The organism is Sphingomonas sp. PEI4 (genome assembly GCF_056679955.1).
In genome coordinates this window covers 123,810-149,354 of the sequence record NZ_JBWXPI010000004.1, presented here as the reverse complement: position 1 = coordinate 149,354, position 25,545 = coordinate 123,810, and the positions used below count along the sequence as shown (strand labels likewise).

At 61.2% G+C, this 25,545-nt stretch carries 32 protein-coding genes; 16 read left to right on the top strand and 16 right to left on the bottom strand.

Annotated elements, in window-relative coordinates:
* Positions 1–51: 51 nt before the first annotated feature.
* Positions 52–1,335, top strand: coding sequence for a glycoside hydrolase family 130 protein (locus tag AC1MLZ_RS23100; protein ID WP_037527161.1), 1,284 nt, complete (start codon positions 52–54; stop codon positions 1,333–1,335).
* Between the two features lie 495 nt (positions 1,336–1,830).
* Here AC1MLZ_RS23100 and AC1MLZ_RS23095 read toward each other — a convergent pair whose 3' ends face one another.
* Positions 1,831–2,010 carry a hypothetical protein gene (locus AC1MLZ_RS23095; RefSeq protein ID WP_183937220.1) on the bottom strand — a complete coding sequence of 60 codons (180 nt, stop codon included), beginning with the start codon at positions 2,008–2,010 and terminating at the stop codon, positions 1,831–1,833.
* A gap of 168 nt (positions 2,011–2,178) precedes the next feature.
* Between AC1MLZ_RS23095 and AC1MLZ_RS23090 the strand changes: the two genes are divergently transcribed.
* Positions 2,179–3,114 (top strand): NAD(P)/FAD-dependent oxidoreductase, encoded by a 936-nt coding sequence (locus AC1MLZ_RS23090; protein ID WP_037527163.1) that lies wholly within the window; start codon positions 2,179–2,181, stop codon positions 3,112–3,114.
* A gap of 80 nt (positions 3,115–3,194) precedes the next feature.
* Here AC1MLZ_RS23090 and AC1MLZ_RS23085 read toward each other — a convergent pair whose 3' ends face one another.
* Positions 3,195–3,524 (bottom strand): hypothetical protein, encoded by a 330-nt coding sequence (locus tag AC1MLZ_RS23085; RefSeq protein WP_128081993.1) that lies wholly within the window; start codon positions 3,522–3,524, stop codon positions 3,195–3,197.
* A gap of 191 nt (positions 3,525–3,715) precedes the next feature.
* Positions 3,716–4,093 (bottom strand): DUF305 domain-containing protein, encoded by a 378-nt coding sequence (locus AC1MLZ_RS23080; RefSeq protein WP_037527165.1) that lies wholly within the window; start codon positions 4,091–4,093, stop codon positions 3,716–3,718.
* A gap of 192 nt (positions 4,094–4,285) precedes the next feature.
* Between AC1MLZ_RS23080 and AC1MLZ_RS23075 the strand changes: the two genes are divergently transcribed.
* The 4 genes from AC1MLZ_RS23075 to AC1MLZ_RS23060 all read left to right on the top strand — a co-directional run bounded on the left by AC1MLZ_RS23075 (position 4,286) and on the right by AC1MLZ_RS23060 (position 6,725).
* The gene (locus AC1MLZ_RS23075; RefSeq protein WP_183937219.1) at positions 4,286–4,507 is read left to right on the top strand and encodes a hypothetical protein; all 222 of its coding nucleotides are present in this window, start codon (positions 4,286–4,288) and stop codon (positions 4,505–4,507) included.
* Between the two features lie 201 nt (positions 4,508–4,708).
* Positions 4,709–5,476, top strand: a complete 768-nt coding sequence (locus AC1MLZ_RS23070) for a MauE/DoxX family redox-associated membrane protein (RefSeq protein WP_037527169.1) — start codon at positions 4,709–4,711, stop codon at positions 5,474–5,476.
* 78 nt (positions 5,477–5,554) lie between these two features.
* Positions 5,555–6,244, top strand: a complete 690-nt coding sequence (locus tag AC1MLZ_RS23065) for a DUF2231 domain-containing protein (protein ID WP_306286113.1) — start codon at positions 5,555–5,557, stop codon at positions 6,242–6,244.
* A gap of 10 nt (positions 6,245–6,254) precedes the next feature.
* Entirely contained in the window at positions 6,255–6,725 is a 471-nt protein-coding gene (locus AC1MLZ_RS23060) for a YybH family protein (protein WP_037527171.1), read from the top strand.
* A 307-nt stretch (positions 6,726–7,032) separates the two neighbouring features.
* Here AC1MLZ_RS23060 and AC1MLZ_RS23055 read toward each other — a convergent pair whose 3' ends face one another.
* The 5 genes from AC1MLZ_RS23055 to AC1MLZ_RS23035 all read right to left on the bottom strand — a co-directional run bounded on the left by AC1MLZ_RS23055 (position 7,033) and on the right by AC1MLZ_RS23035 (position 11,420).
* The gene (locus AC1MLZ_RS23055; protein WP_183937218.1) at positions 7,033–7,695 is read right to left on the bottom strand and encodes a copper resistance protein B; all 663 of its coding nucleotides are present in this window, start codon (positions 7,693–7,695) and stop codon (positions 7,033–7,035) included.
* Positions 7,658–9,490, bottom strand: a complete 1,833-nt coding sequence (locus tag AC1MLZ_RS23050) for a multicopper oxidase domain-containing protein (RefSeq protein ID WP_480962206.1) — start codon at positions 9,488–9,490, stop codon at positions 7,658–7,660. Before AC1MLZ_RS23050 ends, AC1MLZ_RS23055 begins: the two co-directional genes overlap by 38 nt.
* A gap of 6 nt (positions 9,491–9,496) precedes the next feature.
* The gene (locus tag AC1MLZ_RS23045) at positions 9,497–10,123 is read right to left on the bottom strand and encodes a multicopper oxidase domain-containing protein (protein ID WP_052148868.1); all 627 of its coding nucleotides are present in this window, start codon (positions 10,121–10,123) and stop codon (positions 9,497–9,499) included.
* A 271-nt stretch (positions 10,124–10,394) separates the two neighbouring features.
* A complete protein-coding gene (locus AC1MLZ_RS23040) occupies positions 10,395–10,970 on the bottom strand; it encodes an RNA polymerase sigma factor (RefSeq protein WP_037527173.1) in 576 nt (191 codons plus the stop codon).
* Between the two features lie 9 nt (positions 10,971–10,979).
* On the bottom strand, positions 10,980–11,420 hold the full coding sequence (locus AC1MLZ_RS23035; RefSeq protein ID WP_037527177.1) for a periplasmic heavy metal sensor: 441 nt from the start codon (positions 11,418–11,420) through the stop codon (positions 10,980–10,982).
* A 511-nt stretch (positions 11,421–11,931) separates the two neighbouring features.
* Here AC1MLZ_RS23035 and fliE point away from each other — a divergent pair.
* The 4 genes from fliE (at position 11,932) to AC1MLZ_RS23015 (ending at position 14,105) form a co-directional block, all read left to right on the top strand.
* Positions 11,932–12,375, top strand: a complete 444-nt coding sequence (gene fliE / locus AC1MLZ_RS23030) for a flagellar hook-basal body complex protein FliE (protein ID WP_260171581.1) — start codon at positions 11,932–11,934, stop codon at positions 12,373–12,375.
* Between the two features lie 117 nt (positions 12,376–12,492).
* Positions 12,493–12,861, top strand: a complete 369-nt coding sequence (gene copC, locus AC1MLZ_RS23025; RefSeq protein WP_037527181.1) for a copper homeostasis periplasmic binding protein CopC — start codon at positions 12,493–12,495, stop codon at positions 12,859–12,861.
* A 4-nt stretch (positions 12,862–12,865) separates the two neighbouring features.
* Positions 12,866–13,792, top strand: coding sequence for a copper homeostasis membrane protein CopD (gene copD, locus AC1MLZ_RS23020; RefSeq protein WP_037527182.1), 927 nt, complete (start codon positions 12,866–12,868; stop codon positions 13,790–13,792).
* A gap of 43 nt (positions 13,793–13,835) precedes the next feature.
* Positions 13,836–14,105, top strand: a complete 270-nt coding sequence (locus tag AC1MLZ_RS23015) for a flagellar biosynthetic protein FliQ (protein WP_183937216.1) — start codon at positions 13,836–13,838, stop codon at positions 14,103–14,105.
* Between the two features lie 49 nt (positions 14,106–14,154).
* On the opposite strand, the gene AC1MLZ_RS23010 is transcribed toward AC1MLZ_RS23015, so the two are convergent.
* The 6 genes from AC1MLZ_RS23010 to AC1MLZ_RS22985 form a co-directional block, all read right to left on the bottom strand.
* Positions 14,155–14,487 carry a four-helix bundle copper-binding protein gene (locus AC1MLZ_RS23010; protein WP_480962205.1) on the bottom strand — a complete coding sequence of 111 codons (333 nt, stop codon included), beginning with the start codon at positions 14,485–14,487 and terminating at the stop codon, positions 14,155–14,157.
* 89 nt (positions 14,488–14,576) lie between these two features.
* Positions 14,577–15,458 carry a DUF4396 domain-containing protein gene (locus AC1MLZ_RS23005; RefSeq protein ID WP_037527313.1) on the bottom strand — a complete coding sequence of 294 codons (882 nt, stop codon included), beginning with the start codon at positions 15,456–15,458 and terminating at the stop codon, positions 14,577–14,579.
* A gap of 68 nt (positions 15,459–15,526) precedes the next feature.
* Positions 15,527–16,840, bottom strand: a complete 1,314-nt coding sequence (locus tag AC1MLZ_RS23000; protein ID WP_480962204.1) for a type II restriction endonuclease — start codon at positions 16,838–16,840, stop codon at positions 15,527–15,529.
* A 97-nt stretch (positions 16,841–16,937) separates the two neighbouring features.
* Positions 16,938–17,357: a response regulator gene (locus AC1MLZ_RS22995; protein ID WP_052148869.1), complete on the bottom strand. Its 420-nt coding sequence runs from the start codon at positions 17,355–17,357 to the stop codon at positions 16,938–16,940.
* Positions 17,358–17,423: 66 nt separating this feature from the next.
* Complete coding sequence (locus AC1MLZ_RS22990; RefSeq protein WP_480962219.1) at positions 17,424–18,044, bottom strand: response regulator transcription factor; 621 nt, start codon at positions 18,042–18,044, stop codon at positions 17,424–17,426.
* Positions 18,040–19,599, bottom strand: coding sequence for a PAS domain-containing sensor histidine kinase (locus AC1MLZ_RS22985; protein ID WP_480962203.1), 1,560 nt, complete (start codon positions 19,597–19,599; stop codon positions 18,040–18,042). The genes AC1MLZ_RS22990 and AC1MLZ_RS22985 overlap by 5 nt, the downstream gene beginning before the upstream one ends.
* A gap of 338 nt (positions 19,600–19,937) precedes the next feature.
* On the opposite strand from AC1MLZ_RS22985, the gene AC1MLZ_RS22980 reads away from it, so the two are divergent.
* From AC1MLZ_RS22980 to AC1MLZ_RS22960, 5 genes are all read left to right on the top strand, one after another.
* The gene (locus AC1MLZ_RS22980; RefSeq protein ID WP_128081994.1) at positions 19,938–20,282 is read left to right on the top strand and encodes a hypothetical protein; all 345 of its coding nucleotides are present in this window, start codon (positions 19,938–19,940) and stop codon (positions 20,280–20,282) included.
* 16 nt (positions 20,283–20,298) lie between these two features.
* Positions 20,299–22,233: an FAD-binding oxidoreductase gene (locus tag AC1MLZ_RS22975; RefSeq protein WP_480962202.1), complete on the top strand. Its 1,935-nt coding sequence runs from the start codon at positions 20,299–20,301 to the stop codon at positions 22,231–22,233.
* The gene (locus AC1MLZ_RS22970) at positions 22,234–22,902 is read left to right on the top strand and encodes an iron reductase (protein WP_480962201.1); all 669 of its coding nucleotides are present in this window, start codon (positions 22,234–22,236) and stop codon (positions 22,900–22,902) included. It begins immediately after the preceding gene.
* On the top strand, positions 22,890–23,594 hold the full coding sequence (locus AC1MLZ_RS22965) for a cytochrome c3 family protein (RefSeq protein WP_480962200.1): 705 nt from the start codon (positions 22,890–22,892) through the stop codon (positions 23,592–23,594). Before AC1MLZ_RS22970 ends, AC1MLZ_RS22965 begins: the two co-directional genes overlap by 13 nt.
* Positions 23,595–23,699: 105 nt before the next feature.
* On the top strand, positions 23,700–23,999 hold the full coding sequence (locus tag AC1MLZ_RS22960) for a DUF1622 domain-containing protein (protein ID WP_052148885.1): 300 nt from the start codon (positions 23,700–23,702) through the stop codon (positions 23,997–23,999).
* 1 nt (position 24,000) lies between these two features.
* Here AC1MLZ_RS22960 and AC1MLZ_RS22955 read toward each other — a convergent pair whose 3' ends face one another.
* Both AC1MLZ_RS22955 and AC1MLZ_RS22950 read right to left on the bottom strand, forming a co-directional pair.
* A complete protein-coding gene (locus tag AC1MLZ_RS22955) occupies positions 24,001–24,450 on the bottom strand; it encodes a four-helix bundle copper-binding protein (protein ID WP_052148873.1) in 450 nt (149 codons plus the stop codon).
* 26 nt (positions 24,451–24,476) lie between these two features.
* Complete coding sequence (locus AC1MLZ_RS22950; RefSeq protein ID WP_084214899.1) at positions 24,477–24,692, bottom strand: hypothetical protein; 216 nt, start codon at positions 24,690–24,692, stop codon at positions 24,477–24,479.
* Between the two features lie 279 nt (positions 24,693–24,971).
* Between AC1MLZ_RS22950 and AC1MLZ_RS22945 the strand changes: the two genes are divergently transcribed.
* Positions 24,972–25,340: a hypothetical protein gene (locus AC1MLZ_RS22945; RefSeq protein WP_052148874.1), complete on the top strand. Its 369-nt coding sequence runs from the start codon at positions 24,972–24,974 to the stop codon at positions 25,338–25,340.
* Positions 25,341–25,545 lie beyond the last annotated feature (205 nt).

Sequence of the window (25,545 nt, the reverse complement as noted above, 5' to 3'; positions counted from 1 at the left end):
TTGATTGGCCAAGCCTGCCTATTCACATGCCACAATTCGAGAAAGCCTGACATGATCCAGCGCGCGAAGCTCCGTTTTCCTCATGTCACGCTACGGCCCGATCCGTCGCGTACCTTGGTCAGGCCATTCGAGCCCGGCTATCCGCGTGGCTTTGACGCTGGCACGACACGCACTCAGGAGACGGTCGACTTAATCCTATCGCTAGACGAGGCGGAATTGACCCGTCAGCTGGAGGGCGTCACCGCGTCACTCGACCAGAACCACCGCGACGTCGACGCGATGCTGCGGCGGCGTTTTGACGAGGTCGCGGATCACTTCGAAGGTGCCGATCGCTGCGACGACGCGCGACGCCGACTGATCGGAGCCTATTTCAGCCAGGAATATGCCTATGAGAGCGCAGCGTTGTTCAATCCCGGCGCCGTCCTACATCCCGACCAAAGCGGCGTTGTCGATGGCGAGGTTCGGATCATCCTGTCGCTGCGCGGGATCGGCGAGGGCCACCTTTCCTCGGTAACGTTTCGCACGGGGCGATGGAAACCGGGCGGCGCGTTGATCGTGGATGATCCCAGTTCGGTGTCGATGCAGCCGATCATCGAGCGTGCCGATACCGACGACGCGGTCCGCCTCCGCTATGGCGGCAGCGAGACTTTGTCGGAAACCGTGCTGTTTCCGGTGTTGCCTAGCCAACGCCAGGGTATCGAGGATCTCAGGCTGGTCCGCTTTGACGAAGGTGACGGCACGGTCGCTTACCATGGGACATATACCGCGTTCAGCGGCGCAGAGGCGCGATCGGAGCTGCTGACCACGACCGACTTCAGCACCTTCGAGATGCGCGCGCTTACCGGCGATGCCTCGACGGGCAAAGGGATGGCGCTTTTTCCCCGTCGGGTCGACGGCTTGTTCACGATGCTGGGCCGCCAGGACAACAAGAATATCTGGCTGCTGAGATCTGACGACATCCTCCGCTGGGGCGGCGGCGCCAAGCTGATCGAGCCGCGCTATCCCTGGGAGTTTGTCCAGATGGGCAATTGCGGCTCACCGATCGAGGTAGACGAGGGATGGCTGTTGTTGACGCACGGGGTTGGCACGGTCCGCAACTACTGCATCGGCGCCTGCCTGCTCGACAAGGGCGACCCCTCAAAGCTTCTGGCGCGTACACCTCGCCCGGTTCTGGCTCCCAGCCCCAAGCAGCGCGATGGCTATGTCCCCAATGTCGTCTACAGTTGCGGCGCGCTCGTTGTCGGCCGCGATCTGCTGCTCCCCTATGCAGTCGCGGACAGCTTTACCGCGTTCGCGACCACGACGGTCGACGATCTGCTCGCAGTGATGGAGTGAGCAGGCGGCGCGCTTTGAGGGATTTCCGCGCCAGATGCGTATCTATTAATATTGACGGCTCTGGCGCGTCTGGTCAGCCGGTGTGTCCGGCCGGCGCCTGGGGTCGGCAGCAGCGTTTGAGGCCGTGCATGCGCCTTGCAGCCTCGGCGACAGTCGTGATCCACGCTCAATCGATGGAGGCTCCACATGTCACCGCAGATTTTGAAACTTTCGGCAATTTCCGGTCTCGCAGCGGCACTTGGCGGTTGCGCGACGTATGGTCCTCCGAGTCGTAATATCGCCTATTTCGCGGTGCCGTGTAACACACCAGGAGCTTTCGTAGCGCAGCCCTTGTCAGCTCCGGACGCGCCTCCAGCCGCGCCGGTCCCAGCGGCCCAGACGCAAGGTGTACGATCTTGCCTGATTGCAGTGCCGGCCCAAAATCTCGCGTATAACGGTCGCTATCGGGGCGGCGGGGGCTCTTACGACCCCTACTATGGCTATCCGGGCTATGGGTCACCCTTTTACGGTTCGGTTGGGATCGGCTTCGGACTCCACGGCGGTGGTTATGGACACGGCGGCGGCTTTGGCCATCGCGGTGGATTCAGCCATGGCGGTGGCGGCGGTCACGGCGGCGGTGGTGGTCACGGCGGTCACGGGGGCCATTGAAGCGCCGATCTGTTCGGGCTTGTTCATGCGGGAAGCTCGGCCGCAGAACCACCATCCAACTTTGCTCAAATGACGACCAATGGGCGTATGCGGAACAGGAATGATCCTGCGTGACACCCGACGTGAGGGACGATCGCCGTGCACGCGTAAACGTGAATAGAGCGCGCGCTAGAGCCGGCTTGGGGGAATGGCTTTATGAGCACGGCAGCTGACGGGTCGACGTCGCAGAACAACGTGGATTGCATCATCATCGGAGGTGGCCCCGCCGGGCTGACGGCCGCGACCTATCTCGGGCGTTTTCTACGCAACTGTGTTGTGATCGACGCGGGGGCGGGCCGCGCAAGTTCGATCCCGCGGTCACACAATCTGCCAGGCTTCCCAGACGGGATTGGTGGTGCGGATCTGCTGTCGCGTATGAAACGGCAGGCGCAGGCGTACGGCGCAACAATCCAGCAGGGCAGGGTGGTTCGCCTGGCGATCGTCGAGGACGGGTTCTCGGTCGCGACGGACACGACAAGCTGGCAGGGCCGTACCGTGATCCTGACGACCGGCGTTCGAAATCACCGGCCCTCGATGCCTCAGGAGACGCACGACGACGCATTGGCGCGCGGCCTGATCCGCTACTGCCCAGTGTGCGATGCTTATGAGGCGAAGGGCACCAATATCGCTGTGCTCGGCTGTGACGATCATGGCGCTGCCGAGGCTGAGTTCCTACGCCCCTACGGCGCACGCGTGACGCTGCTGACGCAACGCTCGCCCGAACTCTCCTGGCCGGACGAGGCGCGGCTAGTTGGGCTCGGTGTCGAAATAATCAAAGAAGCGGTCGATCAAATATCGATCGATGGCGATCAACTCGCGGTTCGACTGGCAGATGGACGCCAGCTCTCGTTCGACACCCTGTATCCTGCGCTTGGCTCTTCACCGCACACGCAACTCGTCGCAGAGATCGGGGTGAAGCTTAGCGAAGGCGGTTGCGTTGTCACCGACGCGCATCAGCAGACCTCGGTTAGCGGTTTGTTCGCGGCGGGCGATGTTGTCGAAAGTCTCGATCAGATCAGTGTCGCAATGGGCCAAGCCGCGCAGGCAGCGACCGCGATCCACAACTTGCTGCGCGGTAGCGGGGACAGGTGACCCTATTGAGATATTTACTGTAAGGGCTAGTCGCGGCGCTCGCACCCCGATCCGGTCAAGTCTCGGGATGCGAACCCAGGTCAATGGCCGCGATAGTTGTCGTGGCCGCTTTGGTAATGCTGGTTATACCCACGATCATACCCATGCTGCTGCTGATAGCCATGCTGGCGAGGGTAGTAGCCATTATTATAATAGCCGTTGCCGGCATTGTAACCATGGCCACCGCCACGATTATACCGATGGCCACCATTGCCACGGTTGTACCCATGGTTGCCATACCCGCCCTGAGAATGACGATCTTGATTCTGCCAACCACCGTGGTTGCGATCCCGGGCGAGCGCCGCACTTGGTGCTAGAACAGCAGCTGTAGATGCAACCAGTGCGGCAGCCGCAAACATTTTGCCAAACATTTCCATTCTCCTCATCGTTCCATTACGTGAGGTCTTGGTAGATCGTCCTGGTTGAAGCAGTTCTGAATGCATCTGTCAGCGACCATTCACGAGAGTTTCAGTGTCGAGACTGTCATCTTGTCTCGCAGAGCCGCACGTGTGAAAGGTGGCGTTGTCGCTACCCCTCACCGGCCCGCTGGGACAGCTGAGTATCAGCGCATTTTCGCTTGCAGCTCGGTGAGCGCCCGCTGATTGTCATCGACCGTCTTCCGAGCCTCTGCCAACACCTCGGCGTTCTTTGTGTGACGCATGATAATCTGTGACATCTCGATCGCGCCGCGGTGGTGAGCGGCCATGCTCTTCATCCATGCCTTGGCGGGATCGGGGTCCATCATTCCCTGCATCATCGCCTGGTTCATGCGGTCCATCGCGGCCGAAAGCTCTTTTTGCGCTGGCCCCATGTTCTGCATGCCCTGCATGCCCTGCATCCCGGGCATCGCCATTCCGCCCATCTGCGAGTGCTGGGCAAGTGCCGGCGTGGCGGCGACGGTCACTGCGGCGATGCTCATCATACCGAGAAGACGGGTCATGCTGGTTCCTTTCTTTGTGGTTCGATCCTCAACGAGCAAGCGGCAGTCCGGTTCACCTGGAGCGGTTTAGGCCGCAATGGTTGCTTGCGATTGTCATGCTTCTGGCCCCCGAGGGCAAACGGCTCGTGGCGCGTATCATCTTGTAGGCACGACGGTTGCACCGCCGCTGCCCTAGGCACGATCGGAGACGTTATGACCAAGATGAAAATCGCCGTGAGGCTCCTTCAGACCGCAGCTGCCATCGGTATCGCCACTGCCGGCATCAGCGTCGCATCGGCGCAGTCAAATGGCGGCTCGATGGCCGGTATGAAGATGGCGCCCGGATCGAAAATGGACATGAAGAGCAAGAAGGCCGCCCCGAAGAAGGCCGCTCATCACAAGGGTGGGCACAAGGCGGCAGCCAAGCACAAGTAAACGTCGATAGCTGCCAGCGGGTTGTCGGGAGCGTTCCTGGCAACCCTCTCGCATCCGTGACGCATGGGCAGGGGCCTTGAATGTGCTCTTGGCAACCGTGGAAAGGCGTTCCGCAGGAGCTTGCGCCCTGGACGGTTCAACTGATGACCTAGGGTAATTCGCTCGTGCTGTTGCAAGCGGAGAAAAGAAGCGGAGAAGCACATGGCTACCGGCCCCGCCAAGCAGGCAACCATCTACCGGATGGTGATGGCGGAACACACGTGCCCTTACGGTCTTAAAGCAAAGAATCTGCTGCGGCGCGAGGGCTACGCGGTCGAGGATCATTGGCTTACGACCCGCGAAGAAACCGATGCCTTCAAGGCGGAGTATGGGGTCAAAACGACCCCCCAGACATTTATCTCTGGCGAGCGAATAGGCGGCTATGACGATCTGCGCCGCTTTTTCGGCAAGACAGTCAGCGACCCCAAAGCCGTCTCCTACCGCCCCGTGATTGCGGTCTTTGCGATGACGGCGCTGATGTCTCTCGCCACGAGCTACGCCGTGTTCGGCACCCCTTTCACGATCCGCGCGGGCGAATGGTTCATTGCTTTTTCGATGTGCGTCCTAGCGCTGCTGAAGCTCCAGAACATCGAGAGCTTTTCCAGTATGTTCCTCGGGTACGATCTGCTCGCCAAACGCTGGGTGCCCTATTCGTACATCTACCCGTTCGCAGAAGGTGGCGCGGGCGTGCTGATGATCGCCGGTGCGCTGACCTGGCTGTCAGTGCCCGTCGCCTTGTTCATTGGCGCCATTGGCGCGGCCTCGGTGTTCAAAGCGGTCTATATCGACAAACGGGAGTTGAAATGCGCCTGCGTGGGCGGGGATAGCAACGTGCCCCTCGGCTTCATCTCGCTGACCGAGAACGTGATGATGGTGGCCATGGCGATGTGGATGGCGCTTGCTCCGGGCATGCTGAAGATGACGGGTTAGAGCCTCGTTCAGATCACTGCCGATGGGCAACAATCCAAAACACCACGAGCAATAAATCACTCAAGACGAGGTAATGCGATGACGCGATCGGCAAAGCGGTTTACGATAATAGTGCTGGGCTTTGTAGCACTGTCGACGGGCTCGCTCGCATTCGCGCATGAGGATCATGACGCGCTGGGCGCAGGTCCCGGGGCGGCCAATAGCGCGGCTCCTGCCAAGGCAGATGATCACATGGCCATGGGTTCGATGACGAGCCTCAACGCGAATATCGCCGGCGACGACATGGCGATGGGCGGCATGCACGACGAGGGCGCCAACAAGAACAAGAGCTTCGGCGAGCGCCTCGTGAGCTGGCTTGGCCGCGTCCATACGATGGTCATCCATTTCCCGATCGCGATGTTCATCGGCGCCTTCGCGGTCGAGCTGTTCGGGCTATGGCGCCAAAATCGCGACTACCAGCGCGCTGCGCACGTCATGCTCGTGGTCGGGGCGCTGGGGGCTATCGTGGCGGCGTTCCTCGGCTGGTTCGCTGGCGGCTTCTATCTATGGGACCGCAATCCGATCCTGATGACCCATCGCTGGCTTGGCACCTCGATCGCGGTATTCGGGATAGGCCTCGCCTACCTGGCTACAGCGCACCGCAGAGCGCCCGATCGATCTCGCACTGCATATTGGGGGCTGCTCGGTTTGATGACGCTGGCGATATCGGTACAGGGGTTCCTGGGGGGCACTTTCATGCATGGCGGCCTCAACCATCTGGCGTTCTAAGGGGAAAAAGATGATGCTTGGACTGAGGGTGGCTGTGGCCACGTCGCTGGTAGTGCCGATTGCGGTCGCTGCGCAGTCTCCGTCGCGCATGGCGGACACAAAGGCCGTGGAAGCGGTGCTGTCTGAGTACAAAGCGGCGATCGAAAAGCTCGACGCGACCGGGACAGAACGTCTCTTCGCGGCCGACTCCCAGATTTTTGAAACGGGCGGATCGGAGGGCACCTATGCGACCTATCTCGCCCATCATCTTGGGCCCGAGCTGGCGGCGTTCAGGTCGTTCAACTTCTCCGACTACAAGGTCAGCGTCCGCTTCGAAGGTCCGGTCGCGCTCGCGACCGAAAGCTATCGCTTCAGGATCGAGCCGAAGACCGGAGCTGTTGCTGAACGTCTTGGCGTCGCCACCAGCGTCTTGAGGCGCGTAGGGAGCAGCTGGAAGATCGTCAGCATGCACAATAGCGGTCGCAAGCCGAAAGGTGCCTGAGCGGTCAGCGTCGTTGATCCCGAAGCTTGCTGGGGATCAACGACGTGGTCTCTACCGCTTCTTTGCTGATTCCGGCGTAGTCGGCTCCGGAGTCGTGCTTGTTGCAGCATTCGTCGGGTGATCGTGTTCGGGGACACCCGCATAATGGTTCATCTGGTCCTCAGAAATGCTCGGCGTTTCATCTTTGGTGCCACACGCCGCTACAGCTAGAGGCAACAAGAGCATGGCCGAGATAACCCGTGTTCTTCTCATGTCACAATGTCCCCGCAATTCATGAATGCGCTGATGACCGCTGCGAGGGGGCGACTCAGAACCATGCACGGATACCTGTTCTCAGCGCCCAGCCCCCCGCATTCTCGCCGTCCAACCGGGCTAACCGGGCGGTCCCGCCAAGCTTGCTCTCGTACACGATCGCGACGTAGGGCGCGAACTTGCGGCTGAATTCATAGCGCGTCTGCACGCCCGTTTCGATGACCGAAAATCCGGACTTCACCCGGCGTCTAGGCGCGTCGTTCAGATAGAAGTCGGTCTCCAGCGTGGGTGCCACGATCAGTCGGTTGGTCATGAGCAGATCGAAACTCTGCTTATACCTGATGCTGACGTCGCCCTTGAAGCCGACGAAAGCATGCACCTGGGTTTCGAGCCGGTACGGCGACAGACCCTGTATACCAAAGACCGCATACCCCCGGCTATCGGGCTTGACGTCGTAGCGCACGCCGCCCTGGACATCGAAATAGGTGAAGACGTTGCGGCTGTAGAGCGCCTGAAACTCCAGCTGCTCGGTCCGCGGGCCATTCTTCTCCCCTTCGCTCTTGTACCAGAACTTGTCCCGGTCGCCTCCGACCCAGCCCTCGGCATCATAATTGCCGACGTTCTTGCCGCGCTGGCGTGAATAGTCCGCCTCGATGCGATTGTAGGTAAAGGTCCGCTCCTCATGACCCATTCCGCCCATCTCGATCTGGCGTTCCATGACGTCTTTTTCCTGCGGTGCAGGCGGACCCGCCGGGACCTCCACGGTCTGAGGTGCGGCCGGCGTGCTTGCCGCTGCCGCAGCTGCGGCAGCCATGATGAACCACATCAATTCGTTCCCGTCCCGTGATCCCAGGCATCGACTGCATTGCAGGCGTGGGCATCCCGTTTGGCTGACTGACCGACGCCACGATAAGCTTCTGCATCATGCCGCTCTCCATATGGTAGAGCAGGTGGCAGTGAAGCGGCCATTCCCCGGCTTCGTCTGCGGTAAGCAGGATCGACTGCGTTTTGCCGGGAGCGATCGTCACGACGTTCTTGTCGGGCAGCCGATCTGCCGACTGCCCGTTTTCGACCTGGAAGAACATCCCGTGCAGGTGCATCGGATGCGCCATCATCGTCTCGTTGACGAAGGTAATGCGAACCCGCTCACCAAATGCAACCTTCATCGGCGGTGCCTCGCCGAACTTGGCGCCGTTAAGCGTCCAGATATAGCGCTCCATGTTGCCCGACACCTTGATGACGATCGTCCGGGTCGGTGCGCGGGTGTCACGCTGCGGGGCCAGTGCTCGCAAGTCTTTTACCGAAAGCACGCGCGCTCCATAAGGAGCGCCTGTGGCCCAGCCGAAGACTCGCCCCGATCCGTCAGTGTCGCCCTCGTCGGCAAGCGATGTCATCGACATGCCCGCCATGCCAGCCATGCTGCCTCCGCCACCGCTCATATCCATTCCAGCCATAGACCCGCTACCGCCGGCCATCCCGGCCATCCCGGTATGCTGCATGGGCATGGCCATCTTGCCGCTGCCCATGTCCACGCCGGCCATTGCCTGACTATTGCCGGTCATCCCCGGCATGCCGCCATCGGTCATCGCCATCCCGTCCATGCCAGCCGTCGTATCGGACCCCATGCCGTAATCGACGCGGGGGAACGGCGTCTCCTTCTTGCCGGATGAGGTCGCCTGGACCGCACTCCCCGATCGCGCAGGGGTGTTGCTGGCCATCATCGATGCACTAGCCATTCCTGGCATCTTCGTGTGGTCTGACGACGCAGGAGCTTTACTACTCATGTCCATGCCCTGCATCGAGCCGCCCGAGTGGTCCATTCCAGCCATAGCCATCGACTTGCTATCGCCCATGTCCATTCCGGCCATGGCGCCCGAGGTGGAATGGCTCGACCCTGCCTTCGAACTGGCTGAAGACTTCGCCGAAGCGCCCGCATTGCCGCTCATGTTCATGCCCGGCATCGAGCCTCCAGATTGGTTCATTCCAGCCATGTCCATCGATTTCCCGCCGCTCATGTCCATGCCGGGCATCGAGCCGCTGGAATGATCCATGCCTGCCATCGGCTTGCCATCGCCGCCCATCGACATGCCCATGCTGCCCATCTCACTCATCAACAAGACCTGGCGCGGACGCGGCGCCGGTGCCGTCACGGCCATCCCTTCCCGAGGCGCAATCGCCGCCAGCACGGACGCTCTGCGGTCAAGCGTCTCCACCCACAGCGGATAGGCCTGGCCTGCCTTGGGCTCGACAATCACGTCGTACGTCTCGGCAACACCAATGCGGAACTCATCGACCGTGACGGGCTCGACGGCCCGACCGTCGGCCGCAACGACGGTCATCGTCAATCCGGGGATTCGAACATCCATGAAGCTCATCGCCGAGCCGTTGATGATCCGAAGCCGCACCTTCTCACCGGGCGTGAACGGAAGGTAAGGTTTGCGGCTGCTCGGCTGCCCGTTCACGAGCAGCGTGTAGTTGCCAACGTCGGCGATATCGGTCGGATCCATCCGCATCTTGTTCTAGGCCGCACGGTCCGCCAAGGTCTTCTTCAAGCCGAATTTCGCAACATCGCGAAACAGCTCGGGCGTGGTTCGCTTGGAGAAATTGTAATATCCCGAATCACCCTTCAGGTTGCGCAATATCCGCTCCGGCGCGGTGCGCGTATGCTCTGAAAGCAGCACGACTTCATCGCGGTCCGCTTTGACCGCGATATCGCTGCCGGCTTTGGGATCGATGATGAACGCCCCGTATTGGCCTTCCTGCTCCTGGGTCGCCGAGTGCGCGTGATACCAATAGGTCCCGGTCTGCCGGAGATTGAAGGTGTAGGTGTAGGTCTCGCCGGGCTTGATGCCGGCAAAGCCATTGAACCCGGGCGCACCGTCCTTCGATCCTGGCACCAGCAGGCCATGCCAGTGGATCGAGGTCGTTTCCTTCAGGTGGTTGGTGACCCGAATAGTCGCAGTCTCACCGTCGGTGAACCGCAACACCGGTGCCGTAATTCCGCCATTGACCGTGATGGCCATATCTTTTCGACCTGGTTCGACCTCAACTTTCTGCCGGTCGAGGACGAGGTCATACGTCCGCGCTTCTGCCGTGCCGGCAAAAAGGATGGTGGTGGCCAGGAGGAAAACAGCTGTCCGACGCATATCGATGCCTTTATGTTAGAAAGTCCTGCCGTATGTTAGAAAGTCCTGCCGTCGCTGAGTTTAATGGTCAGTTCGGGCTCATGCATAAACGACGCGAGCACCCCAAAGGGCGCTTCACATTCTATTACGTGCGGCGCAGCCTGACCCCTCATCCACGTTTCGCACTGGTGCGCGAAGGTGACCGGATAATCGAATTTCGGAAACCTGAATTGCGCGGGCGAAGCGGGCTAGCTGCCCGATGGAGCTGCCCTTTGGCAAGCTTGGCAGCGCGTCACCTGGTGCGCCCGCCCAAACTCTCCAGGAGCTTTGTGCGGGCGCGATATAGCCGGGTCTCCACCGCCTTTTCGCTGATCGACAATATGGCGGCCGTCTCGGCCTGACTGAGCCCTTCGATTGTGCGAAGCACCAAGGGCTCCTTCAATGTGATAGGCAAGGCGGCAATAGCCCTTGCTACTCGATTCAACTCCTGCCGATCGCCGACCGCGTCATCGGGTGCCACCTGATTGTCCCCCACGGCCTCCGCTTCGGCGCCGATCGGCGTAGCCAATGACAGAAAGCGCCGAACAGTTCGCTTCCGTCCCCAGTCACGGCATTTATTGATCGCGATCGTCGATAGCCAGGTGCGCATTGATCGCTCACCGTCGTAGCGGTGCATTGCCTGGTGCGCGGCGATGAACGTCTCCTGCAACAGGTCGAGCGCCTCGTCCGTGTCACCCACACAAGCGCGGATCACCCGGAACACCGGCCGCCGGTTTCGGCGCATGATTTCAGCGAACGCTGTCTCTCGGCCGGCAATACAAAGTGTCGCAAGCTCCGCTTCGGACAGCGTTTTCCAGTCGAGGCTCACCGCCCAGGCTTAATGATGATCGTCGGTGAGCGCCTTGACCACCGCCTGGTCGAACTGGCCGGTCTGGTCGGACCGGAGAAGCTGCCGCATGGCGAATACGTGGGCGAGCGTCGCCTTTTGTAACTCGCCCATAGCGGCGTGGCTCCGATCGACCGCCGCGGCGACGCGGGGGCCGTTACCATGCTCTGTCTCGATCGCCTCGGCCAGCCGCGCATTATCGGCCCTCAGTTCAAGCTCAAAGGCCCGCCGCTGCACCGAGAACCGTTGCTCCAACGCTTCGACGCGGGCCTGCTGGTTCGCGTTTAGCGCCAGTTTGTGATGCAGCACCTCATGCAGTTCATTTCCGGGCTGAATCTGCGAAGGGAGCAGCGCCCGCCCGACGAACACACCGCTGATCGCGGCGATGAAGCACGCAATCACACCTACCGCCAGCCGGGCGCGCCCGTTCATGGAGTTCCGACAAGTAAGGTCGAGGGTGCAAGTGGCGACGTCGGTCCCAAGGGTGACAGGGGTGTCATTGCACGAGCCTCGCGTGCGGGAATGCCTGCGCCAACAATGCCAAACACGAGCGCCGCAGCAACCGTTATCGCCCCCATCCCCATGCTGGCGCTCGCTACAGGCCGCGCAGCGATACGCGCGAGCACCCTGGCTTCTATTCCGTCAATGCTACTCGGCAAGGGCGCCTGCGCCAGCCTGGTCAACATCGCGTCGAGGTCGTCCATGTCGTTCACTCCACCCTCTAGCATAGGTTACGCGAGCGAAGCCCTAACCCCTCATGGTGCCCAGCCGGTGCTAGCGAGCCGCGGGACGTACGAGCGAGACGCTTGCTGGCCGAACCCAATGAGGAAATGTACCCTTTAATAATTTTTCAATTGAGAATAACCGGTATTAACCAATTTCTAATTTATGCGTCGCTACCGTGCCCGATCTGTCTCCACCCACAGAGGCGATCGTGAGCAGCATGTCGATCAACAACATCATGGCCATCCGCAGCGCGGTTCTCGAAAAGAACGCTGCGCTTCGCAACGTCGCGAGCACCCCGCTCTCGTTGACCGGTCCCGGTGCCGCGGGCAAGCCAACCTTTGAAGCCGCAATGAACACTGCGCTTCAGAAAGTCGCGGATCCGAACTCCATCCGGAACGACAATGGCCCCGGGGGAGTGGCGCCGGTCGGAACGGCGCAGCAGGGCGGCTTCGCGTCGACATTCCAGTCCCAGTTGCAAAAAATGAATGCGGTGAATGCGCGGGCCGGCGCTCTGACGGTAGCATATGAGCGGGGGGAGGAAACCGACATCGCCAAGGTGATGCTCGCTCGCCAGGAAGCCTCGATCGGCTTCGAGGCGACGTTGCAAGTGCGCAACAAGCTGCTTTCTGCCTACAAGGATATCATGAGCATGCCGATTTGATGCCATCGCATCTCACGACCAATTTTCGAGCGAGACGCTCTGCGATGAAGCGATCTGAGGGGTAGCCGACGAAGCCGCGTATGAAGGAGAAGGACAACCAACACGAAAGAGACCTCCATGCGTCGCCTACCATTCCTGATCGCTGCTACCGCACTCGTCGCTTTTGCAGGCGCAGCCAATGCCCATCCCAAGCTGCTCTCCGCCAGCCCGGCCGCCAATGCGACCGTAGCGAAGCCCGCACAGATCAAACTCCAGTTCAGCGAGAAGCTGATGCCAGCGTTCTCCAAAGCTGACCTCACGATGGCGGCGATGCCCGGAATGGCAGCAATGAAGATGCCGAGCACTGCGGCGCTTGCGGCGGATGGTCGTACGCTGGTGGTTACGCCCAAGGGGCGGCTGGCCGCTGGGCGGTACACCGTCGACTGGCACATCGTCTCGACCGACACGCACAAGGTCGCTGGCAATTACGCCTTTACGGTAAAGTGAGCCGATGTCTGATTGGTCGCTGATCGGCGTCCGCTTTGCGCTCTATTTTGCGATGGCGGCGCTGTTCGGTTTATCCGCATTCAGCCTTTATGGGCTACGGGCACGCGAGCGCAGCAACGCGCTCGCGCTGCCCCTATGGTTGGTTGGCAGTGCGATCTTGAGCCTGCTGCTTTCAATCGGCTGGCTCGTCCTCATGGCTTCCTCGATGGCCGGAACGCCGCTTTGGCCGCTCGACCAGGAAGCGATTGGCGGGCTGCTCACGGGTTCCGCTATCGGTGCCGCCTGGAAGCTTCGGATGGTTGCGCTCGTTGTGGCTGCTTTTGCTGCGATGTTCGCCGCTCAGCGTAGTCTGTGGCTGTCGGGCGTTATGCTTGCCTCGGGCATAGCCCTTGGAACGCTGCCATGGACCGGACACGGGGCGATGGACGAAGCCGCGATGGGCTGGGTCCACCTCATCGCCGACATTCTCCACCTGATCGCCTCGGGTGCCTGGGTCGGCGCGCTGCTCGGCCTGCTTTTGCTCGTGTCACGTCCGGCTGCTGAGGTCGACGCAGCGCATCTCGGCCTGACGCACCGGGCGCTGCACGGTTTCGGCACGGTCGGGACGATTGTGGTCGCCACGGTCGTAGTTACCGGTCTGGTCAACGCATGGATGCTGGTCGGGATTGACAACGTCGCAGCACTTGCCACGACGCTCTACGGTCAACTCTTGCTCGCCAAACTGGCGCTGTTTGTCTTAATGCTGGGACTGGCCTCGCTCAATCGCTTTCGGCTGACACCAGCGTTCGAGCAGTCGATCGCCAATGCCGATCATCGTGGCGCGCTCGGCGCGCTACGGGGGAGCCTGGCAGCCGAAACCGCCTGTGTCGTCGTCATCCTTGGGCTGGTCGCCTGGCTTGGGACGCTCGCCCCACCTGCCTCGGCGATGTGATGATTGGCCGGGTGGTCTTCCCGACTCCCGGCCTTTCGCACTGATGGATCAATCCATCCTCTTCGACGAGTCGGGCAGGATGCTGGCGGTCTTGGCGCTCATCTGCGTCGTCCTGCTCGTGCCCATGATGATCGTCGGCTTGATCATCAGCATGATTCAGGCCGCTACCTCGGTCAGCGAACAATCGCTGAGCTTCGTGCCAAAGCTCATCGCCCTGGGGGTCTGCCTGCTGGTATTTGGAGGCGCGGCGATCGAACTGCTGACGGAATTTACCGTCGAGCTTTTCGACGTGATCGCTCGGATCGGGCATTAGCAAATCGGTCCTTGACGCGCGGGCGGCGAGCCGCCCGCGCGAGCGGGGATTAGCCCGCCATCTTGTCGCAGGCGTCAGCACACTTGCGGCACGCCGCTACGCAATCCTCCATGCCCTCGAGCCCTTCGCAGCTAGCCGCGCACGCCCGGCAGATCTCGGCGCACTCGCGGCAGATATGCTGGTGATGCGCCGATTTGCGCGCCATGAAGTCGATCGCGACCGCGCAAATCTGCGCGCAGTCGGCCATGATCTTGATATGCTCGGGCGCCGCGTGCTGGCCGCCCATCTTGAGGCAATGGTTCATCGCCATTTGAAGACAGGTCACATGGCAGTCGTGGCAGGCGTCCATACACGCCTTCATGGCGAGGTCGATCTGGTGCATCGGTCTATCTCCGTGTGAGCCCCCGCCTGCTCATAGATACGCGCCCCGCGCGATCATCCCTTGCCGCAATTTCGTCGATCGCGGCAAAGCTACATGGCCCAGCGGCCGAACAGCGTCGCAATGATGACCCCCGCGCCGAGCATGACGAGTGTCAGCACCGTCATCGCGATGATCTGCGGCCTGGTCGCGCGCGAACCTATCGCCATGTCGCTCATCCCCTGCATGGTATCGTGTTCCATGCCGGGCATGGGTGGCGTCGATCGCGGCTCCGCCGCGACCTCGTGCCCGCCATGCCCAAGTGCTCGCACCGTCCCCATGCCGTGCTTCAACCGGACGCCGACAAGCCATAGATTGATCGGATAGGCGACGGCGAAGCCGACGAGCGTCGCCAGCGACATGACGCCCCAAAAGCGAAGCGAGCTGGCGTGCATCGCGGCCATGTCCCGACTCATCAACACCACCATCGTCGGGATCATGCCGGCCATCACGGCATTCATCGACAGCCATTCGGGGATGAACGACATTCGGAGCGCTCGGGCATAGGAGCCGCCCGCCATGTCGCGCATGAACAGCGCCTGGAAGATAAGCAGCCCGAACGCGAAGCCGAACACATACTCCGCGATCACGTCCTGCCACATCGGCAAGCCGAGCGCCGTCGTGATCGCCGCAGCGGCGATGACGCCGGTCGCGTCCCCAGCCATGCAATGAATAGCCGAGCCGAACGCCTGTTTCCAAAGCGGCCGAATGAAGTCTTCATGCCGCTCTGTCGCCGGCTCCTGGCAGGACAGGACATAGGCTGCGGCCATGATCGGTCCGCCATAGAGCGTGACCAACAGCCAACCCCATTTCATCACCTTAAGCTCGGGGTTGTGCATGAAGGCATCCCAGGCGACGTAAGCGACGGAAAGCGCAGTCAGCGCGAACCATACGACCAGCACCGTATCGAGCCAGGGGACCGGGGAAGGCATCATCGTCACGGCAGCTCTCCTCCACTCTAAGAGGATACGCGGCTTCCGTTCCTAACCCTCGCCGGAGGATGTCATGCGAGCTTGCTCGACACCGCCTTGATCGCTTTCAGTCCCGATCCGAACCGGGCTATGGCCTCGCGGTTCTTCTCCAACTCGCTGTAGGGCAGGTAGGATATGTCGAGGTCGGCGACGCGACTGAACGCTGGCCGCTGCAACTGTGCGCGAACGTCCGCCTCGCGGGCGTCGGGTGCGACGAGGAACAGCCCCGCGGTCGCGTGAAGGTCGCTACCGCTGAGCGCAAGGTCGAGCATCCGCACGATCCCCGAATAGATCGAGGTCGAGTGCTCCACCTCGAACGCCGCTGCGACATGATCGCCACCCCGCTCAAGCCACAGCACGTCGATCAGGCGGATGGAGTCCGCCCCTTTTGAGGTTGCGATCGAGGTGGGCAGGCGCTCAAGGCACCCATGCCCCAACGGCGAACCGTTAAAGGGTCGGCTGCGATCGTTCGATGCGATCCACACGTCATAACCGAGCGCCAGCCCTAGATCGCGAAGCCAAGCCTGGATTTCGGTATGGGTGCGCTCGTTCTCGCCTTCGCGCAGCGCCGCCTTGCTGAGCGTGCGCGCTTCCTCGCGCGCTGCTTCAAGCCTTTCCCCCCAGCTCGCCAGCGCCGCGCCGCTGCCGTCGAGGGGAGGGGCCGGGTACCGATCGGAGCCGATGTCGAACAGCAACCCGCCGATCGCGCCCAGGTCGTTCGATAGCAGGTCGCGGTGCCGATCGTTCAAGTCGAGAACGCCGGACCTCATTGCCAGAAAATGCTCCCAGCTCCCGAGCTTCACGTTCGCGCCGGTCAGCGCGTTGTATCCCTTCACGATCGCCGTGTTGAAGGGCGGCACCAGCGTCGGGTGAAGGAAGTAGAGCAGGTTTGCCACCGCTGGCCCAAGCCCCTTGATCTTCAAGCGGTCGATCGTGTGGATATGGCCGATAATCTCCTCGGCCGTATCGCAGCACGAACAGGCGTCGAGCAAGCGGCCGAACGCGCGCTGGTTTTCCGGGCTCTCGTAAATATCGGGGATGCGGAGCTTGGGCTTCCACAGGAAGGCGTGATCGGCGCCTTTGAAGATTTGGCGCTGCTCGGCAACGGAATGGACGACAGTTTCGAGCGACGATCCACGGTAGGCGACACCGAACGTACCGCGTTCGATCTCCGCCACCACCTGGCCTATGCCGCGCCGGATCGAGCGGAAGTTCTTCAGTCGCTCATTCCAAAGGAACCAGCTCCGATAGGTTGCGCTCGGATCATCGCGCCATCGTGCAATGAGGCGTCGAACGAGGCCGTCGTGATCTTCATCAATGGTCCGCAAGCTGAGTTGAGCCGCCATTATTCCCCCGTGCGCTCGCCGCTGCGCTGTCACCTGCGGTTTTAGTCCGACGGGTAGATATCTTTTTCCGCGGGAAGGGCAAAGCTGATCCGGGCGTTCACACTCCGGCGCTCCACTCCTCCAGCCCGCTTCCTATAGAAGTGGCAATCGCCGCGATCAGCCGACCATCGCCAATGGCGTGGTCCAATACCTTATCACCATGGCGCTCGGCCTCGCGCAAAACCTCGCTCTCCGGGGGGATACGGGCCAACAGGATGCCCTTACCTCGCCAGCCGCCTGCCCGCATCGCGCGCAGGAGATCAATTCCGTCAACCTTCGGGGTATCGATGTCGATGATGATGCATTGTTGATCGCGCGGGCGGGGATCGGTGAGAAGGGCGACGCATGTGGCATAGGATCGGACGTTGTAACCCAAGGATCGCAGCATAATCTGGCGGGCATGCCTGGTCGCGGAATCACCGTTAACGAGCGAGACACCGACACTGGCGTTGGGGTTCAGGGCGGTCCGAGCGGGCATGCAAATTCCTTGTTGGAATAAGCGATTGCATGTCCGAGTGACTGCGTATGTACGTAGAAGGCGAGGCTACACCGCCTCGCCCAGCCCCGCAGCGAACGCAATGCGCAGCACGTCCGACAAGCTGCGGGCGGAAAGTTTTTCCATAAGGCTTGCCCGGTGGACCTCGACCGTGCGTGTTGCGATACCCAGCTCGAATGCGATCAGCTTGTTCGGCCTGCCGAGCACCATGCCATCGAGGACGTCTCGCTCTCGCGCCGTCAACGCCGCGATTCTAACGACCGCATCGCCAGCCGCCAAATGGTCACGTCCAGTCCGTGCAGCGTGTCTGAGGGCTGCTTCAATGGCGTCGATCAGCACTAGTCGCTCAAAGGGCTTCTCGAGAAATTCGATAGCTCCTGCCTTGATCGCTCGAACCGCCAGGGTCACGTTGCCATGCCCGGTGAGCATGACGACCGGCATCGCAATACCTTGCTGTGAAAGCCTGGCCTGAACCTCCAGGCCGTCGATATCTGGCATCCGGACGTCCAGCAGGACGCAACCTTGGCTTTTCCGGGTGACGGCTTTGAGAAAAGCCGTACCGGCGGGGTACGTTTCCACGGTATATCCGGCCTTGCGTAACAAGAAGCTGATGGATTGCCGGATCGCTTCGTCGTCATCGACGACATGCACGGTTCGTGGGTCATCAATCATTGGCGTCGCCATCGGCGGCTAGCGGCACGCAAAAATGGAACGCCGTGCCGCCAGTGACGACAGCGTCCGCCCAAATACGACCGCCATGCGCTTCGATGATGGTCCGGCAGATCGATAGGCCGAGCCCCATACCGTCCTCCTTGGTGGTCGCGAACGCTTCAAAAAGTCGCTCCCGGACGTCTTCGTCGATGCCGGCACCCGTGTCAGCGACCGTTATTTTCATCCACCCCTTCCGGTCGGGCGCGGTCGCGATGGTCAAATTCTTACAGGTCGTGGCGGCCATTGATTGTATCGCATTGCGGATCAGGTTCACCAGCACCTGCTGGATCTGCACGCGATCGACCATGACGCGATCGCGGCCGGCGGCGATCGTCATCGTAACCGTGATCCCGGCTTCGTGCGCACCGAGCAGGCCAAGGCTAGTCGCCTCTTCCACAAGCGCGTCGAGTTGCTCGATCTGGAATCCGGTGTCGCCGCCCTCCACAAATGCCCTTAGCCGCTTAACGATGGTGCCGGCTCTGAGTGATTGAGCGGTCGCCAGATCGAGTGCCTCAGCAAGCTCGTTGAGCATGGCGTCGTCGGTAACGCCGATCATATCGCGACCCGCCTCAAGGTAGTTCGCGATCGCGGTGAGGGGCTGGTTGATTTCGTGTGCGAGCGTCGAGGCCATTGTGCCCATCGCGCTGACACGGGACACATGGACCAATTCGGACTGAAGCTCTTTCAAGCGTTGCTCGGTTTCGTGTCGTTTGGTCAGATCTCGAATGAACCCAGTGAAGATGCGTTCGCCGGCGATGGATGCCTCGCCTACCGCGAGTTCGATCGGGAAAGTTTCGCCATTTTTGCGGATGGCCGTTTGCGGCCTCACATGGCCAATCACATGTTTTATCCCGGTTTCCTGGTAGGTCCGGAGATGGGTGTCATGATCGTGCTTCTCCGCATCGGGCATCAACATGGCGACGTTGCGTCCCACAACCTCGGCCTCGACGTAGCCGAACAACTGTTCGGCAGCGGCGCTGAATGAGGAGACGATCCCGCTTTCGTCGATGACGATCATGGCATCGGGCACGGTCGCGAGAATCGAGCGAAGATGCTGTTCGCGCCGCAGGATCGCCGCTTCCGACGCCTTTTGATCCGTGATGTCCCGGATCACCTTGCCAAAGCCGCGAAGCGCGCCTGCATCGTCGCGGAGTGCTGTTATCGTTACGCTGGCGAGGAACTCCGAGCCGTCCTTGCGCACCCGCCAGCTTTCTTCCTCTACACGACCGAGAGCGCTGGCGAGCGCGAGGTCCGCCTGTGGTTTTCCTAGAGCCACGTCTTCCGGGGGATAGAAAATTGAAAAGTCGCGGCCCAGGATCTCTGCCTCGGCCCATCCTTTGATGCGCTCGGCGCCAAGATTCCAGATCGTCACGCGACCCTGCGGGTCTAGCATATAGATCGCGTAGCCGGTCGCGCCGTCGATGAGCAGGCCAAGTTCCTCGGCCATGGCGGAGTTGCTCCGCGCCATTGCCGCAACGGCGTTCGCGTCATTCGGGGGCAGCGCCTCCGTCATGCGAGGCGCGCAGCCCAATTCAATGCGTAGGCAAAGTCGATCAACGCCGCACCTCCGATGGTCTTGAAGGTCGCCGTTCAGCTCCGGCCTATCCGACACTAAGCGCAAATCACAGGCTAGGCCACTTAATCCCCTACCAGGCGGCAAGCTCTCGGGATGCCGAATAAATGTCGCACTCAACGAGGGGTCGGTGCGTGGCCTGCGTATTATCCGATGATGGCGGTGTCATTCCTAGCGGTCCATCTTTGATGGAGTTTGGTTCGCGACCCGCAGCCCCGCCTTTCGGCGGAGCATGTAGTTGCCGCCGCACTGGGCTCCTCGAGACTAAGGATATCGCAATGAAACAACACTTCAGCGCTCGCGCATCGACCATCGGCCTAGCATTTACCGCGATGTTGTTCACTCCAGCGCTTGCCGCTGCGCAAATGGCGCCGGCACCGTCATCGACCCCTGCACCGATGGGTGATGACAAGATGATGCCGATGGGCGACGGACAGATGGAGGGTGGCATGAAGATGCCCGCGAAGAAGCCCGGTTGTTGCGGCATGGGAGGCATGGCCGCCAAGCCAGCGCCGATGCCGATGAAGGCTAAGCCGCATAGCCATCGTGCCAAGGCGAAGCCGACAGCGGCGAAGCCCGCTCCGAAGGCGCCGATGGCAAAGCCGATGTCCGACGACATGTGATCCTAGTAGGACTGGCATGAAGACCGGTAGGGCTCCGATAAACCGAGCGAAAAGTTCTTTTCTGCTGGGATTAGCTGCGCTGCTGATGACCACCGGGTCGTCGGCGGCGTTGGCGCAAGTGGCGCCGTCGGAGCACGCGTCGCACCATCCCGGCGCCGCGAGCCCCGGCCCGGCCAGCAAAGCCCCTATGTCGGCTGCATCCGCGCCGCCTGCTGGTCCTGCCGGAATGATGGACATGATGAAGCCGTCGCCGGCGGCGATTGGCGCACCGGCGACGGTTGGAGGATGCTGCGGTGCCAGGGGCGGCAAGCCATTCTATCCAGCGATGATGGACTTGCCGGCACTCACGCGCGAAGCCCGACAGGCCATTCGTACTGAGGCAATCGCGCGTTTAGGTTCCGGCGGTCAGATGCTTTCGGCAGGGCAACTCGACCTGCATCATGCCCAATCGAAGAACGACTTCGCCGGCGCGCAAAGCGCGGTCGCTACAACCCGCGAAGGTCTATCGCTGGCCGAGAGTGGCATAAGCGCATTGCAGGCGCTCAACCAGTCGTGGCCGCCACGACGGATCGCATTGACCTGGTTCAAGAACGAGACCGCCATAGCCCCCAACGGAGACATGATAATGGACGGCGGCTTTCGCGATCTTTCATGGCTCCACGTCGCCGCAATGCTGATCCTGGCAGCCGCGCTGGGAACGATGCTGTTCCTGCGCTGGCAGCGCTTGCGACGCATTGGCGCGCTGGCTGATCGGCTCACTCCGAATGGCGATAGCAAACAAACAGCGGGCGTGGCGAGTGGGCCGCTTGGCGGTCAAGGCGTCGCTCCTCCGCCTTCCGCACCTCCCGCGGTACAAAGGCCGTGGAAGGGGGTGCTGAGGATCAAAGCGATCTTCGACGAGACACCAACGGTCAAAACCTTTCGGTTGATGGAGGCCAATCTAGGCCCGTTCCCTTTCGTGTTCCTGCCCGGTCAGTACGCCACGATCACCTCCGAAATCGACGGTCAAAAGGTCCGGCGCTCCTACACGATCTCCTCGGCACCGACGCAGCGGGAGTACATCGAACTGACGGTGAAGCGCGAACAACACGGCCTTGAATCGAAACACCTCCACGATCACGCAAAAACCGGCGATCTGCTCGAAATCACTGCTCCGTCGGGCAAATTCTTTTTTACCGGCGCGGAAGCCAAAGGTATCGTGCTGATTGCCGGGGGGGTGGGCATCACGCCCATGATGAGCGTCCTGCGCGACCTAACTGACCGATCGTATGAGCACCGAGTTCACCTCATCTGCGCTGCCAATTCACCCCAAGATCTGATCTTCCGAGAGGAGATCGCTTATCTGGCGCGGCGCCATCCAAATGTTACGATCGCCTCGATCGTGTCGAAGGCGGATGGGACGGACTGGACGGGTCCGGTAGGGTTCATCACACCCGATTTCATCGTCAAATGCGCGCCGGACATTGCGGAACGCCGGGTTCATCTCTGCGGACCGCCGGCAATGATGGATGCGGTCAAATATGCGCTGGCCCAACTCAAAGTCCCGCCCGATCAAATCAAGACGGAAGACTTTGCGCCGCCAAAGGGCGGTCCGGTTCCCGCGGACGAACCGGAAGAGCCGACGCCGGCAAGCGCAGTCGCTGCGGCACCGACCGGAGCTGGCGCCGCAGCGGTTAGCGCACCTTCGGCTCAGGCTACCGTCGAGTTTTCCACGTCAGGCAAATCGGGAACATTGGCTCCCGACCAGTCTGTGCTCGAAGCGGCCGAAGCGATCGGCGTCGTCATCGACTTTGAATGTCGAGTGGGAACCTGTGGGCGCTGCAAGGTGCCGCTAAGCAAGGGCTCCGTAACGATGGAAGTCGAGGACGCCCTGACCGCCGAGGAGAAGGCCGGCGGAACGATTCTGGCCTGCCAAGCGAAGTCGCCCGGCAATTTGGTCGTGGCGGCCTGAGTGACGGAAGCTGAAAAAGTAACCGTCGGCGGAATCATGACCGCCCTTGTGCTGATCGTTCCTGCGTTTCTGTTCCACGTCGCTCCCCGATTCCCCGGCAGCCTTGCTGGCGGCGTTACCGGAATAGCAGCCGCATTGCTTTTTGTGAGCCTGCTCAGCTATTGGATCGCCAAGCGCATCCCTTGGGTAAAAGAGCGCACCAAGAATACCGTTTCGGTCGGTGTCCTGCTGACGTTCCACGTTTACGCGGGCGCCATCGGCGCGCTGCTCGGCATCGTGCATTCAGGTCATAAGTTCGTAAGCCCGCTTGGCATCGCCCTGGTCGTCTCGATGCTGGTCGTGGTCGGGACCGGCTTCATTGGCCGCTACTATCTCGCCCAGATCGGCGAGGAGCTACGCGACCAGCAAAAGGCGCTCGGCGCTCTTCGCACCCGGTATAGCGCGTTGGTCCGTGGCGAGCAGCCGATCGCTCGGTCGGATGCAGGCGATATCGACGAATTGCTCGGCGCGATATCGGACCTTGAATTTCAGCTCAGCGAGCGAGAAACCCTCAAACGCGTTCTGGCGAGGTGGGTAATACTCCACATCGTTTCGGCGATCCTGATGTATGCCCTGCTGATCCTGCACATCTGGAGCGGAATCTATTACGGCCTGCGGTGGCTCGCTTGAAGCTCCCCGGTGCCTTTTACCTCGTCCTGGCGGCTTTGGCGTTGTTCACCGCCATTGCGGTGCCGCTAGCGGTCGGTCGCTTCGGCAGCAACGCTGTTCCCGGTTGGACAGCCGCCGTCAGTCCAGGGCCATTGTCAAAGGCGCACGCATTCATCGGCGACAAATGCGAGAGTTGCCACGTGCCGGCTGGCGGGATTGCGGCCAGCAAGTGTATCACCTGCCATGCCTCTGCCCCTGAGCTTCTAAGCCAACCTGCAACGGCATTTCACGCGAACATCGGCGAATGCAGGGGTTGTCACGTCGAGCACAACCCCGCTGCTGCGCGACCGATCAAGATGGATCATGCGATCTTGGATCAGGTGGCCGCTAAGACCACGGGTCACGAAGGCTCGCTCAACTGCTTCTCCTGTCACGCGACACGCGACAAGCACCAAGGATATTTTGGACAGGATTGCGCGTCTTGCCACGTCGTTAAGACCTGGAAGATCGAGGGATATCTTCATCCCAGTCCTCGGTCGACCAATTGCACCCAGTGCCACAAGGCACCCCCAAGCCACTACATGATGCATTTTTCGATGATGGACAAAACGATCGCCGGGCAGGGCAAGGCTCGTGTCGAGCAATGCTTCGCATGTCATCAGACCGACTCGTTCAATAACATCAAAGGGGTCGGCTGGGTGAAGATGCATTGACACGAAAGGCGCGACGATTTGGTTCCGGCAATGACACTTGACCATACGACCGCTGCCGTCAGCTCCGTTGCTCACGGGGTTTCGGTAGGCTTTGAGGTTGCTGCCGTGGCGACGATCGTCGCGGTCGCGCTGGGTGCCGTAATGGTGCTGGGCCGGGCTTTGCGGCGCGGTGCAGACTGGACCGACGCGATGCTGTCGTTTCGCACAACCATCGGAAGAGGAGTGCTGCTCGGCCTTGAATTGCTGGTTGCCGCTGACATCATCGGGACGATCGCCGTGACCCCGACGTTCCGTAGCCTCGGCATTCTGGCGCTGATCATCGCGATCCGGACGTTCCTCAGTGCCTCGCTCTCAGTCGAGATCGAAGGGACACTGCCATGGCGCCGGACCAGGCCCCCAAACTAACCTAGCCCATGGCTGCCATGGCCCGGCAGCTTTTCGCGCAGCTCACGCACGCCGCCAAGCATGTCTCCATACCGGGCATACCGGTACAGGCGCGGATACAAGCCTCGCATATGTCGGCGCATAAACGGCACATCGCCGCGTGATGCGCCGACCCGCGCGTCATGAAATCGGCGGTTGTGGCGCAAATCTGCGCAGCGTCGAGCATCGCGAGGATCTGCGCGGGAGATGACCGGTGAAGCGCCGGAGCGCGGCTAAGCTCGGTCGCAGTGGTAAGACACACCGTATGGCACTTCTGGCATTCGTCGATACAGGCGCGCATCGCTGCTGCCATCGGGGACAGCGCGCTCGGCTTCGCCGCGCGCGCTACGGTTTCGCTCGCCATCGCCACCATAGCGGTGAGACCGACCATGACCGCCCGGCGGTCCGGGTGGGGTGTCGACACAATTGCCATGATCTCTCCTTAGCGAGGCAAGCCAATCAGCGGCTTTTAGCGAGAATCTGACGACATTGGTCATGCGTCAAGTTCATGGAACTCCTGCCCATTCCCTTTTGCTCGCTGTGATCGTGACGGTCAGCCGTTCCCATCCCGCTTTCCATCTTTTCGCAACTCGCACGTTGTTCTGCGGTCGAAGTCGTGACGCAGCCTCCAAGCAAGACAAACGGCAGGGTGCTGGCGAGAAAGAGACGTTTCATAGCGAGATCCTCGACGATGGTTCCGGGACACTCTCCCACCGATACGATCGCAGGACCGAGCTAAGAAGACTCGGGATTTACATACCGCAGTGATCCTGAATTGCAGAGCTTGCCCAGGCCATCGCGTCAACTTGAACGGGTAGCGATCGGCCGTCGCTGCCAAGGGCGGCAGGCACAAATTCTCGGCCTGCGTATTTTCCGACGCTTCATCGTGTCCGGTCGCCGGTCCAAAAGACGGGGAATCTTGCAAGGCGATCCCGCAAATCCAAGGAATTCTTCATGACCGCACGCCGCTTTTTGATTGCAGCCGCATTTCTCGCCGCGCCCCTCATGGGCGCAGTGCAGCCGGCCATCGCCGCGCCCGGCATCGGCCACACCTTCTTCATGCGCGGAAGCGTGGTGGATGTGTCGGGCAAGAATCTTGTCGTGTGCATCGGGCGGGCAGACGGCGCCGAAGCCGGTCAGGTTCTCAAGGTCTATCGCAATGTGTCGCGGCCCGGGCCGCGAAGCGGTGCGAGCTTTACGCGGACCGAAATCGGCACCGTCCGCATCAATTCTACCTTGAACGACCATTTTGCGACTGCATCCCCGCTCACTGGCGGCGTGAAGCTGCATGATATCGTCGAGCTCGAACGACCCGTTCGCTAGCCACATCGTGCCTTGAAAAGAGGCACGTCGCTGGTGCTATCGCGAGCGGCTAGTTACCCACTCGCGATGTAGCGACCGTTGAGTATGCCGACCGTCTCTCCTCCAACAGATCGCCAAGGGGAACGGGTCGCGGGCGCGTATCATTTAGGTGGGGTCGAGAATGGACGGGGGTTGACCTTGACACGATGTCAGACCCTACATGGCT